The sequence below is a fragment of the Lysinibacillus sphaericus genome (assembly GCF_006864135.1).
Lineage (GTDB): Bacteria > Bacillota > Bacilli > Bacillales_A > Planococcaceae > Lysinibacillus.
In genome coordinates this window covers 89,397-102,870 of record NZ_SADV01000009.1, presented here as the reverse complement: position 1 = coordinate 102,870, position 13,474 = coordinate 89,397, and the positions used below count along the sequence as shown (strand labels likewise).

The 13,474-nt window shown below is 36.9% G+C and carries 10 protein-coding genes and 1 pseudogene; 9 read left to right on the top strand and 2 right to left on the bottom strand.

The annotated features are described in order from the left end of the window. Positions 1 to 53: 53 nt before the first annotated feature. Entirely contained in the window at positions 54 to 1,550 is a 1,497-nt protein-coding gene (locus C7Y47_RS12940; protein ID WP_255505170.1) for an S-layer homology domain-containing protein, read from the top strand. 264 nt (positions 1,551 to 1,814) lie between these two features. Here the strand turns inward: C7Y47_RS12940 and C7Y47_RS12935 are convergent, their stop codons facing one another. Together C7Y47_RS12935 and C7Y47_RS12930 are read right to left on the bottom strand one after the other, a co-directional pair. Then, entirely contained in the window at positions 1,815 to 3,074 is a 1,260-nt protein-coding gene (locus C7Y47_RS12935; protein WP_185903483.1) for an efflux RND transporter periplasmic adaptor subunit, read from the bottom strand. After that, positions 3,071 to 3,748: a hypothetical protein gene (locus C7Y47_RS12930; RefSeq protein ID WP_142509159.1), complete on the bottom strand. Its 678-nt coding sequence runs from the start codon at positions 3,746 to 3,748 to the stop codon at positions 3,071 to 3,073. The genes C7Y47_RS12935 and C7Y47_RS12930 overlap by 4 nt, the downstream gene beginning before the upstream one ends. Before the next feature lie 590 nt (positions 3,749 to 4,338). On the opposite strand from C7Y47_RS12930, the gene C7Y47_RS12925 reads away from it, so the two are divergent. The 8 genes and pseudogenes from C7Y47_RS12925 to C7Y47_RS12895 all read left to right on the top strand — a co-directional run bounded on the left by C7Y47_RS12925 (position 4,339) and on the right by C7Y47_RS12895 (position 13,429). Beyond that, positions 4,339 to 7,296 (top strand): hypothetical protein, encoded by a 2,958-nt coding sequence (locus C7Y47_RS12925; RefSeq protein ID WP_142509158.1) that lies wholly within the window; start codon positions 4,339 to 4,341, stop codon positions 7,294 to 7,296. Between the two features lie 55 nt (positions 7,297 to 7,351). Continuing rightward, complete coding sequence (locus tag C7Y47_RS24935) at positions 7,352 to 7,522, top strand: hypothetical protein (protein WP_185903482.1); 171 nt, start codon at positions 7,352 to 7,354, stop codon at positions 7,520 to 7,522. Next, a pseudogene (locus tag C7Y47_RS26110) lies at positions 7,523 to 7,582 on the top strand (hypothetical protein); the annotation flags it as partial. A 30-nt stretch (positions 7,583 to 7,612) separates the two neighbouring features. Next, positions 7,613 to 8,011, top strand: coding sequence for an S-layer homology domain-containing protein (locus C7Y47_RS12915; RefSeq protein ID WP_142509157.1), 399 nt, complete (start codon positions 7,613 to 7,615; stop codon positions 8,009 to 8,011). A 278-nt stretch (positions 8,012 to 8,289) separates the two neighbouring features. Continuing rightward, the gene (locus tag C7Y47_RS12910; protein ID WP_255505162.1) at positions 8,290 to 9,372 is read left to right on the top strand and encodes an S-layer homology domain-containing protein; all 1,083 of its coding nucleotides are present in this window, start codon (positions 8,290 to 8,292) and stop codon (positions 9,370 to 9,372) included. Positions 9,373 to 9,427: 55 nt separating this feature from the next. After that, positions 9,428 to 9,724 carry a hypothetical protein gene (locus C7Y47_RS12905; protein ID WP_142509156.1) on the top strand — a complete coding sequence of 99 codons (297 nt, stop codon included), beginning with the start codon at positions 9,428 to 9,430 and terminating at the stop codon, positions 9,722 to 9,724. A gap of 638 nt (positions 9,725 to 10,362) precedes the next feature. Continuing rightward, positions 10,363 to 11,286, top strand: coding sequence for a C40 family peptidase (locus tag C7Y47_RS12900; RefSeq protein ID WP_142509155.1), 924 nt, complete (start codon positions 10,363 to 10,365; stop codon positions 11,284 to 11,286). A gap of 247 nt (positions 11,287 to 11,533) precedes the next feature. After that, positions 11,534 to 13,429, top strand: a complete 1,896-nt coding sequence (locus C7Y47_RS12895; RefSeq protein ID WP_255505161.1) for an N-acetylmuramoyl-L-alanine amidase — start codon at positions 11,534 to 11,536, stop codon at positions 13,427 to 13,429. Positions 13,430 to 13,474: the final 45 nt, after the last annotated feature.

Below are 13,474 nucleotides of genomic sequence, written 5' to 3'. Positions count from 1 at the left end.
ATACGTATTATAATAGTATGATAGACAAAATATGTTAAGGGGTTGAGCTGGTGATGAAGAAGCATACTTTATTTCAAGGGGCAATAGTTGCTGCATTAGCGACAAGTGCGATTGTAGTAGTACCAACTGCACAGGCAACAGATAAATTTTCTGATGTTGATTACACGAAGGAATATGGTGTAGCGGTAAAGGATTTAGCTGAACGCGGAATTATTAAAGGTTATGCTGATGGCACGTTTAAGCCATTCGTTGATGTGACGCGTGGACAGGCTTCGAAGATTTTAGCAGGTCTTCTAGGGCTGGATACTAAAAATGTAATGGACCCACAATTTACAGATGTAAAACCGAGCGATGAATATTATGGGGCCATAGCAGCCTTAGAAAGTGAAGGGATTGTCTCAGGGTTTGCTGATGGATCCTTCGGTGTCAATCAAGCGATTACACGTGAACAATTAGCGCGAATGCTAACAACGGCATATCATTTAGAATCTACTATTGGTCAGACATTACCATTTAAAGATATTGTAAAATATTCAGATGCTTTTTACGCAGTCGCTCCATTGTTTGAGAATAATATAGCAAAGGGGATTACACCTACTACTTTTGGTTTAAAAGAGACTGTCAATCGTTCGCAGCTTGCGTTATTTATTCATCGTCTTGAAGCTATGCAGGCTAAACGAGTGACCCAAACATTTACTGCACAGGAGTTTAATTCAACTAATATTGATGCTTATTCTAACGATAATCTAACGCCGGATGGAGAGCATGAATTCTTCCGTATTCTTCGAACAAATAACGGTATGAAGATAGAGGCGTTACAAGAGGGATCGGGCTATTTCATGCTGGTTGGCTACAATATTGATAATGATGAAAATTATGAAATCGTCGAAATGCAAAAATATAAAATTGATGTAACAAAAGTAGATGGAAAATTACAAATTAACTGTCAACCAACAGATGAAGTGACACCTGGCTCAGCACTGATTTTTGAGCAAGATTTAGGCTTTGATCCGAAAAATATTCAGCTAACTACAGCTGCTGGACAAGCTGTTAGTGATAAAGTTTTCAGCTATAAGCCATATAAATTTGATGGCTGGGATGAACAATCGATTCCTAAGGGCGGTAACTATGTGCTGTCGTTATTACAAGCAGGTGACTATATTGCGACTTTCTCTGATAATAAAGGACATTCGGTACGTGTAGGTATCCATGCAGAATCTGATGGCTATGGATTGTATTCAACATCAGCGATTGAAAAAAGCAGTGCGTTCATTCCAAAAAGTGAAATTGGCTTTAAGGTGAAAGATTTCAAAATTGAGCAATACACAGGTGCAATGCATGATCATAAAATAGTTGATGTCGAGCTTTCAGCAGATGGTGTCACTGTAAAAAGAGTCGGAAAAGGTAATTCTGCTTTTTCTGTCCGTCTGAATGGAGAAAATGGTGAGAAACTATATGTACATGGCATGATCCATGAGGTAAGTGGTATAGCAGCAATGAACTATGAACTAGTGACACAAGAACAAATGGAGAATTCATCATTTAATTAAGAAACCGGTAGAAAAGACAACATCGCTGATAAACATCAGAGAATCGCTGATAAAACCAGATAAATCGCTGATAAACATCAGAGAATCGCTGATAAAACCAGAAAAATCGCTGATAAACATCAAAGAATCGCTGATAAAACCAGAGAAATCGCTGATAAACATCAGAGAATCGCTGATAAACCAGATAAATTACTGATAAACATCAAAAAGACGCTAACAGCACAAAAGCCTACCCAATTTTTCATGCGGGGAGGCTTTTGTATACTAAAAGACTATATATTTTACGTAGTCTTTCCAACCGATCTCTTTAAAATTTCGCCACTCGATTTTTTTAAGAGGTATTGAACGGAAGGAGCGAGCTAAAATATTGCGTTGTTCATTTGCGATAATAGGTGTTCCAGCATCCATATAGCCTGTAAAGATCGTAGAATCTGCCGTTTTAAAGGCAACCTCGATATCCTCAAGGCGTATTTTACCATTTTCATCAATCGTATAAACGCTATGTTTATTATTCTTTCCAGCCTTCACCCATGCGGACTTCACCTTAAGTGCGTTGGATGCCTGATTTACGGTAATAGAAGCTTTACCGACAGTTGAAAATGGAATGTTTTCTAGTATGTCATCTTGATGCAGTATTACCTCATAGCTTGTAGGTTTTGGTAGCTTTGCAGACTTAGCTAGTTCATTTGCCCAAAGGGATTCCTTATTTGCTGGTATCATTTGTTTTTGAAAGACAATACCAGATAGATCCTCGTCGTTATGCGGCAGTTTAAAACTAACGGTTTGTCCATCTTCAACCTTTTGCCATTCATCCTCGGATAAGTAGGCAAGCATAGACTTTTCAGATGAATAGATTTCAAATGTTACCGCACCAGCTTCTTCAGTGATTTTTGAGATGACACCATCTACTGGGCAAATAACACCTTGGCGCGCTTTAATTTGGCCAATTTGTGCGTCCATTAAAGCTATTTGACGATTGGTCTCTGCAATATGACGGTTCAGTATTGCCACTGCAGTTGATGGAGAAGCTTGCTGACCTAATTCAAATTTAACAGAGACATTTAATTTCTCACTAATTTGGTCGGTATTAATAGAGCTTTTTGGGTCATTGCCTCCACCGTATTCAGATTCTATATCCGCTAAAGCAGATTCTAAATCACTTAATTCAGTTTCGTAAGCAGTGCGTTCAGCCTCAAGCTTTGCTAATTCACCGTCAACTTCCTCTGTTTTGTAGGTAGCTAGTAAATCATTGGCATGTACTTCCTGTCCACGTGTTACATCTATTGCAGCGAGATTTTTCGCATCTGCTGAAATCGTATAGGTTTGTGTTGGTGCAACAATCGCATCCTTTTCAACCGTTTCTACACGATCACTAGGTGTAGCTCTTTGGAATTCATTGATAAAGTAGGATCTTGCTACTTTACTATCATCCTTAAATACAAAATAAGCATTTACACCAATTAATAACGCTATCACAATAATACTTAAACTTGTCCAAGGTCTGGATTTAATAAAGCGCATCATCCTAACCCCCTTGTAATCCATTCTTGTAGTGGTAACACACTAATCATTCCGATAAAAATAGCCATTACTACATAAAGACCAATAATTTTTGCTAATAATGCCTTTCGATCTGACCACTCCTCCCATTTCGAAAGGAACGTGTATTGTACAATAATTGTTAATACAGTTGCTACGGTTAGTTGGTTGATAGCAAATAGTACATAATCCTTATCAATTACTTGCTGAGCTATAGGTGCAAGTGAGAAGAACGAGAAGTTAGTAGTGTAACCAACAGCATAAAATACAGCAAATAAAATTGTCTTTTCAATAAGTAAAAATACCATTACATAAAGTTGTACCTTCTGAATCCATTTGTAAGGAATGTCTGTTAATAGATGTAACAAGTATGTAACGCCATAATAATGGAAGCAATAATAGATAACTCCCCAGGCAATAACCCCAACCATTGATAATAAACGGGCTGTATAGTATTCAGTTGGATGATTCGATGCAAATAAGGTTGTTAAGCTTTCAGTACCCATGCCCCAAAACTCACGAACGGCGAATAGAAGCAAAAAGAGTATAAAAACTGCGAAGGATCGCTTTTTATATCCTCTTAGTTCTCCTTGCTCAACAGCTTGGGTAAAATAAGTGGGATGCATTAAGCTGTGCCAAAATTTATATTGATAAAACATATATAGCTCCCTTTCTCGTAAATTAAATCGTAAAGTTGTAGTATACATCTAATTACTGGAAAATAATATAGTAGAAATGCTGAGTTTTTCATGGATTTCCCTCGAAAAAGAGAAAATTTAATCGTTATTTTAGACAATTATACAAAGCTTTTATTCGCTAGTTTGAGTAATGTTTTCAACAAAATATTTTCTGGAAAATATAAGGTGCAAGTATATATAGAGTAGCGCTTTCAACAGACGAGCGCTGTTTCCTCTAAGCTTCGTTTTTACACGATAACTGTCGTCAGCGGCACATATTCTTTTATGTAGTAAATTTGTTCGTCTAAAGTCTATAGCATTTTTACTCGCAATTAGTCATCTTTTGCCAAAATTTCTTCCAGAACAATGCACATAATTCAATTATATAGTATCCTAACAATAACTTCCTATAAAAAGACTATTCAATCTAAAAAATATTTCTGTTAGTGCAGAGGATAAGCTTCTTTAATAGATTAGCTTGAAATAGGATAAAATGCACCGATACAAAAGGTAGCAAATTAGAAATAAATGATACATATCTATTTACCTATATAAAAGAAAGGGTGGGCATTTTGAAGAAACAAATACAGATTGGTGTAATAACAAGTCTATTACTAACTCCGACGGCGATTGCCAATGCTCAAGAAGGGCAACCTCAAACAATCTCTCAGGAAAATCAAGTAGCTAATGTGAATATAGCAGCAACAAATGCAAACGCTAAATCACAAACTATTGCACAATATGGAAAACTATCTGAAAAATCGACAACGACAGAAATGGCTGCTGCCAAAAGAGATTTAGCATTTTTAAGCGATAATTTTGACATTGATGAAATCGAATTTATTACAGCTAAATACAACTATATAGAAAAACAAATAATTTTATTAAGCGATCTTAAGAACATTGGTACAAGTATGAAGGGTATCTCTTATACTAGTAAAACTTTCATTAAGGATGTTAATGATGCATGGAATAGATATCAGACATTTTTAGGTGCAACGGATGCTGATAAAACTTATTTATATGTTCAACAAACATTTAAAGGTGCTGTTAATACTGCAACCAACAATAAGGCTAGAGCTATAGTTAAAGATGTTACGGGTAAATCCCTCCAATATGATTTTGAAGGGGCTGCACTCATTGCTTATTTCAAAAGTAACGGGGCAGATATTGCGAAACTTTTAAAAATGGTTGATGATGCAACTGTAGTAGACAAAACAGTTAAACAATTAGAAACTCTTGTATTAACCCTAAGTAATCCAAATTCTGATGCTACTAAAATTAAGGAAATTACAGATGGCATAACGACTGAACTGAACAAGCTCACAGCTGACCAAAAGAAAATTGTTATAGCGCATAATCCAAATAGTGCAGCGGTTACACCATACAAAAAATATACAGAAGTGTTAGCCAACCAATCTACAGCTGATAAAGTAATTGCGCTAGTGGAAAAGTTAGACCCAACTGCAAAGGATTATACTACAAAAGCGAAGGCTGCTAATACTGCTTACTTAAAGCTAGATCCTGCAAAACGTGAATATGTGAAAAACTATAAATCGTTGAAGGATCAAGTAGAGGCGATGGATATTGTGACACGCATCATGGCTTTGAACCCATCGCAAAAAACATATACGGAAGTAGTTACACAGTTAACTGCAGATTATGGGAAACTATCATCTAACGGGCAACAACTTGTAACGAATTATCCTGCTCTTCAAACCGCGAATGGCTATATTACAACAGCTAAAGATTTCGACAATCGTGTTATCGCTTTAGCCAATGAGCCAGATATTACGTTTGTAGGGAAAGTAGCAGCGATGTCTGCAGAATATAAAACGATGGATAAAAATGCGAAAAAATTAGTAACACAATCCAAGACATTAACAACTTATGAAAAAAATAATGCCAATGTTGTGAAGGTTATTAATGCAATTGCAGCTTTAAATCCAGCAAATAAGGATTATACAAAAAAGGTTTTGGCAGCACGTAAGGCATACAATGCATTAGACTCTGCCTCACAAAAACGCGTAACAAACTACAATCAGCTAACAGCAGTTGAGGATGTTGCTACATTAATAGGCTTGATTGAAACATTGAAACCGACAAGTAAAACATTTTTAAATGATTTAGATTCTGCGCGCAAAAATTACGATGCATTACCACCAGAAAAGCAAAAAGTTGTCACAAACTATGAAAAGCTTGTCACAGCTGAGACTGAGCTGAAATCTGCACATACGGTTATTGCATTAATAGATGCGGCAGTGCCTAATGATCCAGATTATTTAACGAAGCTTATGAATGCTCGCGTTGCTTACGATAAACTAAATTCAGGACAGAAAAAGCTTGTTTCTAATGTGAAGGTGTTAACAGATCGTGAAAAAGAAGTAAAAGCAATTTTAAATACTATGGTGCAAATCGATGGTATAGAGCCGGGCACAAGTAAATTTGTCAGTCAAGTAAACTCAGCGCGAAAAGCGTACGATAAGCTGACAAAAGACCAAAAGCTATATGTCAAAAATATTGCTATTTTACAAAGCTATGAGCCAGCTGCTAAAGTGATTGAATTAATAGGCAAGTTAAAGCCTTCTAGTAAAACGTTCAATGCGGATACAGTACAAGCTCGAGCACTATACGATGCTCTAAGTAAGGACATGCAGCAATATGTGACAAACTACAATTTATTACAAGCTGCTGAAGCAAGCATCTTAGGTGCAGGAAATGTACAGCGTATGATTGATGAGCTTCCGACTGTCCCGGCAAATCAATATATTAAACGTATTGAAGAGATACGTGCAGCATATAATGCATTACCAAAAGATCAACAATATGCGGTTGAAAACTATAAAACATTGCAAGAGCAAGAAAAAATTATTAAGCCTGTCATTAGTGTTGTCAATGAGATTGATAAACTGATGACATCGAAAAATATGGACAGCCAATATCAAAAGGTGTTAAAAGCATATGATAATCTTACTGCAACTCAACGTAGATATGTTTATAACGAGCAGCTACTTCTTTCATTAGATAACGTTATTAAAGTTTATCAAAGTATTGCAGCCTTAAAGCCAAGCGACAAATTGTATTTTGGTATGATAGAATCTGTACGAAAAGATTACGATAGCTTAAGTACTGTAGATAAGCAAAGAGTATCTAATTACAATATTTTGCTTGAAGCTGAGAAAAATATGAGTGAAGTAAAGAAAATTGTTGGGATTATAGCTGGTCTTAATCCGGCTTCTAGCACATATATTCAAGATGTAGCGAATGCTTCTGCTGCATATAAAGCATTAGATTCTAAAGTAAAAGGACAAGTTCTTAACTACGATGCTTTAAAGAAAGCAGAAAAAGATGTAGCAGCAGTGTTAAAAGTGGTGAATGCGATTGGTGAGCTGGACCCAGACGCTAAAACGTTTGAAAAGAAAGTACTGGCTGCACAAAAACTATACGACGCACTTACTCTTGAGCAGCAGGATTTAGTATATAATTATCGTATTTTACAAGATCACTTAAAAACATTAGGTCTAATATAAGGAGAGAGGGCAGGTCCCTCTTTTCTTTCTTTATAATAAGGAAAGGAAGCGTTCATTGGCGACTAAGAAGGTACATAAAACATGGGCTATTGCAACCGCGGCACTAGTTGTCCCCTGTGTTGCAGCCATGCCTGCGGAAGCAGCTGCAATGCCATTTACAGATATAAAAAATAGCGGAAATGAAGTTGAACTATACAAGGCAGTTAGTGAATTATATAGCCAGTGAATTGTATTTGGGACAACATCGACTACGTTTAGTCCTTATCAAAATTTAACACGAGGGGAAGCGGCGTACTTTTTGGCTGAAGCTCTAAAATTGGAGACAAAAAATGTAGTAAATCCTGGCTTCAGTGATGTACCGACCTCTCATAAATATTACGGACATATTGCCGCGCTTGCTGAAAAGGGTATTATTCAAAAAGGTACAAATTATAATCCAGATCATTTTATTAATCGAAGTCAAATGGCAAAGATATTGACAATCGGCTTTAATTTACAGCAGGCAACAACATTATCTGCACCTTTTTCAGATTTTACAAAAGAAAATGAAACTAATAGGTATATTCAAACGTTATTAAATTATGGGATTACACAAGGAACTAGTGCGACTACATTTTCACCTTATACAGATGTTCGACGCGGTCAAATGGCTTTATTCCTATACCGCACTTTGCAAAAAACTGAAGACGATTTCTATATTATTAGCGTTGAATAAATGAGAAAACTCACTCTTAAGTTATTTTCAATCTTAGAGTGGTTTTTTTGAAACGATAAAGGTAAAATTAGGTAATAATGGAATATAGGTGTCGCATCAATCAAAATTGGGTGTAAACTGCATTAGAATGGTGACAGTGCTTTTATTCCCCATGAGGGAAATCAAACATAAGTATACTGAATTGGATACGATCCCTAATTTGGTCGTTAGGAAAACATATGGTGGGAAATTTGTGCCATTAGAGTACTATACATAATTAAACGAAGGAGGAGATAGCTATGTTTAAAAAAGTATCTAGTGTTGTTGGTATGTCTCTTATTTTGCTGACTACATCATATGCTGTGCCTCTGACAAACACATCTGAAGAAGTATTGGCAGCTAATATTGCAAAAGATGTTTCACAATCACATTGGGCAAAAAGCTCAATAGAACATATGCTAGAAAAGCATTATATGACAAATTATCAGGATGGCTTCTTTAGACCAGAACAACCGATTACTAGGGCAGAGGCTGCCGCTGCAATTGCTCGTTCCATGAAGCTAAAACTGGATACCGATTACACTCCTAATTTTACGGACTTATCGGATAATCATCCGTACTATAAAGAAATTTGTGCCTTAGTGGAATTAAAGATATTACAAAATGGTGATTGCTTCAACCCTGATGCACCTTTACAACGTGCACAAATTGCCAAAATGTTAATACTCGCGTATCAAATTGAAGTCGATTCTCAAAATCATAGTAAGTTTAGCGATGTTAAGGAGGGACATTGGGCAAAAGACTATATTGAATCACTTGCAGATGTGGGTGTTATTAAAGGGATTAACGCACAGCAATTTGCACCAAATCGATTGGTAACACGTGCGCAATTTGCTTCTTTGGTTGAAAGAAGTCTCGACTTTTCAACGAAGGTAACAAATCTCGAGGTAGCCTACGATTATTTATCCAAGTCTTATATTCCGACAAAATGTTTTTCACCAACCATGTCTAATGATGTAATACGTTTAGTCAACGTCGAACGACAAAAAAGAAAGCTACCCTCCCTTAACTATGATGCAGCTTTAACACAAATTGCCGTTATTAAGGCACAGGATATGGTGAATCGACATTATTTTGAGCACGAATCCCCTTACTACGGTATGCCCTGGGATTTGGCAACATTATTCGATTATCCATACACGAGCTTAGGAGAGAATATAGGAAGAAAAATTCCAACACCCGAAGCTGCCGTCAAAGCATGGATGGCTTCACCGGCACATCGTGAAAATATTTTACGAGAAAATTACACAAATACCGGGGTAGCAATTGCAGTTGATAGCAATGGATATTACTATTGGGTGCAGTTATTTTCTAGTCAATAGAATGTGCGGCGGGATGAGGGAATGACCTGTCCCATGAAGCGAAGAAGGGACTCGCGTGAAGCATGAGAATACCCTCGGAGCAAAGAATGGCAGATACTTGCGGAGCAAAGGCGAATCCCTGTGGAGCATAGGCAAATACTCGTGGGGCATAGGCCAATTAGCGGCGGAATTTCAAGTTTTAGTGGCGTTCCTTGCTTGGTTAGCGGCGGAATTTCGGGTTTTAGCGGCGCAACTCACACTTTTAGCGGCCAATTCCAACATAAGCCAATACTTGCGGAGCAAAGGCGAATCGTCGCAAAGCATAGGCAAATCCCCGCGCAAAGCAAAAGAATTACCCGTGAAAGGTAATTAAATACCGCACGGGCCCTACATCATAAAACGGAAAATTGAATCGGAAATGCGCATATTTAACAACTAAAAATGGTTCATCACCAAAAGTTGTGGATGACTTTTGTTAAAACATCTACTATGTAAATAGTTGATTGGAGTGGAGACTGGGCGACTCCTCGGGGATCAGCAATAGAGGAACGAAGGCTAAAAGCATCACATCCTGTGATAACGCCTTCGTGACCAACATCGTGTTGGCCCGAGACCCTGCAGCGCAGCGGATGTTTTCTGTGCGAAAGCGTAGTGTTAACGTAGCGGCAGCAACAAATGTTTTCTGTAGCGAAAGCGAAGCGGCAGCAACAAAGCGCCCAGTCGGAACGGAAATCAACCACACGTTTTGGTGATGATCCCTAAAAATTGAAATTTAACTAAAATCTGTAATCTATTGTGACAAAGCGTAGCGAATATTACAGGAATGTTACAAAAATCCCGATTATCCATTATTTAAAACCCATATTTTAGCGCTGATAAACCACGAAACGTTGGTATATCAGTGTTTTTTTGTGCTTTAAAAACCGTTACACAATTGAAAAGTTAATATAGCATCTTTTATGATAGTCTATTTATAGGCAAAAAAAGTTCTGAGAGGGGTATACCGAATATATGAAAAAGAAATGGTTATTACCGATTTTTGCATCTTTCATGTTATTTACAACAACTCAAATAGATAAAGCTGAAGCAGCCACAACATCTGATGTAACTGATACAGCGTCAAAATATTTAGGTGTTCCATATCTTTATGGAGGTACAACTACTAAAGGGCTCGATTGCTCAGGATATACAACTAAAGTCTTTGCAGATTTAGGTATTGAATTAAACCGTACTTCAGGCTCGCAATATCAACAAGGTACCGTGGTAGCAAAGAAGGATCTTCAAGTTGGAGATTTACTATTCTTCAATACTAGTGGTAAAGGTGTTTCGCATGTAGCTATTTACATTGGTGACGGGAAAATGATCCATTCACAAACAGGTAAAGGTGTTAGTTACTCAAATGTAGATGATCCTTATTATTGGGGTTCTCGTTACATTGGTGCTAAACGTGTAGCAACATTTGATAGTGAACAAGCAGAAGCTGTTAAAGAAGAAGTAAAGGAAGCTGCGATTGACTTTACAGTTTATGCTTCTCGTGCTGAAGTGGCAGTGCAAATTGCTAAAGCACTTAACTTGGATACATCCGATAAAAATACGAATTTTACAGACGTAAAGCCAACAAATGAACATGCTGGTGCAATTGCTGCTGTATCGAAGTTAGGTATCTTTGCTGGTGATGGTAGTGGCAAATTTAATCCATCTTCACCGATAACACGTGCTCAAATCTCGAAAGTATTAGTACAGGCCTTCGGATTAAAGCAACAAGGCAATGTTGTAACATTTGCTGATGCTCCTGCAAATCATTGGGCAAATGAATTTATTTCAATTCTTTCTTCAAATGGTATTACAGAAGGTAACGGAAATGGTAACTTCGGTTACGATGAGATGTTAAAAATTTCTCAACTTCAAACATTTATTGAACGCGCACAAAAATAACAATAATAATCAAATTCCGTATTACTTAGACAAGGGCTACGTTTAAAGTAATACATTGCAAGGAAGTTCTTTTATATAATGTATAAATTGAGGAGAGTTTGCACTTGCAGACTCTCTTCTTTTTATGAAATTTACAAAAATAGGAGTGATGCCTATAAAACAGTTGAATAGTGATGTTCGTATGATAGTTTTGTCGGTGCAATTTTGCTAAAATGAACACGAGAACAGGAAGGGAGGAAATAAGACATTGAACCTCAAGAAAGTCAGTCTTATATTATGCGTCTTATTCATATCAGCTTCTATGTTTACAATACATAGTGCCCAAGCAAGTGGTGGGTTTGTAGATGTTCCTAAAGATCAAGAAGCTTATGAAGAGATTAATTATTTAGTTAGTTTAGGTGTTATTAAAGGATATACGGAAAACGGCAAAACGTATTATAAACCTTATAATAACGTAACGCGTGGACAAGTTGCCAAGATGGCTGTAATTGCTTCAGGTAACAAACCACTAGTTGTCAATAAATCAAGCTTCTCTGATGTAACAGTAGGCACAGAGCTTTCGGGCTATGTAGAACGCGCTATACAGCTTGGACTATTTAAAACAAATACTCAGGGGCAATTCTTACCGGATAAGCCTTTAACTCGTGATGAAATGAGTTATGTATTAACAAAAGCCTTTAAACTTGATACAAGTGAATATCAAAATATCGATTCTCCTTTTGTAGATGTAGGTATTACTCATCCATATGTTACATTTGTGAATACGATATACTATAACGGTATTACAAAGGGAACAGGTCAAAATTATTATCCAAATAACAAAGTGACACGTGCGCAGTTTGCATTATTTATAGCGCGTGCAAAAAGTGAAAAGTATCGTTTAGAGCTACCAGTTAAAGGTGTAGGTGTACCTGATACAAAACAGGTCATTGGCTTAGTTTCTGTAACAACTGACGCATTAAATATTCGTAAATCAAAAGATTCTTCATCTACTGCTAATATAGTAGGTACAGTAAACAAAGGTGGTAAACTATCAGTCTATGCAGTTGAAGGGGACTGGTTAAAGGTTACTTATAAAGGTGCATTTGCTTATATTCATAAAACGTATGCACAGTTTTTAGATGCTGACGGTAACGCATTAGGGAATGTCCAAAAGCAAGTTACTGCAACACAAAATTTAAATGTTTACGTAAAACCAACTTCTTCTTCAAAAGTTATAACAACAGTTAATAGCAAAACGAAATTACCAGTTTATAAGACAGTAAGTGGCTACCATCTAACTGTAGTAAACGGTATACCAGGTTATGTCGTGGCTAATAGTACAGAGGATGTTGAAGTAGAACAACCTTCTACTCCAGATCCAACTCCACCTACAGTTTCTGGTGATGTATTAGGTCGAGCGACGGTTGACAGTTTAAATATTCGCAAAGAAGCTAACTCTACTTCTACGGTATTAGGTAAGCTGAAAAAGGGCGAATATATTCAAGTAAACAGTATTAACGGTTATTGGGCACAAGTTACTTATCAAGGTCAAAAAGGGTATGTCCATAAATCATACTTAAAGCTACTAAATCAAAGTGGTAATCCATTGAAAAATCGAATTATCATTCTTGATCCCGGTCATGGTGGTAAGGACCCTGGAGCTGTTGTAGGTTCTTATTCCGAAAAAGCTATCACATTAAAAGTCGGCACACTTGTGAAGCAAAAGCTAGAGGCTGCGGGTGCGAAGGTATATATGACTCGTACAGGGGATACGTATCCTTCATTACAAGACCGCGTTGACTTTACAAATGCTAATTACGGTGAAATCTTCGTAAGTATCCATGTTAACTCAGCAGCAAATACTGCTGCACTAGGTACTGAAACATATTATGCAATTTCAACAGGTGATATGTATCAAGAAGACATTGATCTTGCGACATTTGTAAATAATCAAATTGTTAATAACTTAAATATGAAAAATCGTGGTGTCAAAGAACAGCAATACTATGTTATTCGCAACACGATTATTCCAGCTATCTTAGTTGAGCTAGGCTTCCTAACAAATAGCGAAGACCGCGGTAAAATGACGAATGATAAATATGCTGAGTTATTTGCTGATTCTATCTACAAAGGGATTTCACAATACTACGCGAAAAAATAATAAAACGGGCTACATTGTTCAGTATGAACGATGTAGCTCTTTTTG

Bases quoted from the DNA above. Each gene is read 5' to 3' on its own strand.
- C7Y47_RS12940 (WP_255505170.1), top strand. From the start codon at position 54: ATGAAGAAGCATACTTTATTTCAAGGGGCAATAGTTGCTGCATTAGCG.
- C7Y47_RS12935 (WP_185903483.1), bottom strand. From the start codon at position 3,074: ATGATGCGCTTTATTAAATCCAGACCTTGGACAAGTTTAAGTATTATT.
- C7Y47_RS12930 (WP_142509159.1), bottom strand. From the start codon at position 3,748: ATGTTTTATCAATATAAATTTTGGCACAGCTTAATGCATCCCACTTAT.
- C7Y47_RS12910 (WP_255505162.1), top strand. From the start codon at position 8,290: ATGTTTAAAAAAGTATCTAGTGTTGTTGGTATGTCTCTTATTTTGCTG.
- C7Y47_RS12900 (WP_142509155.1), top strand. From the start codon at position 10,363: ATGAAAAAGAAATGGTTATTACCGATTTTTGCATCTTTCATGTTATTT.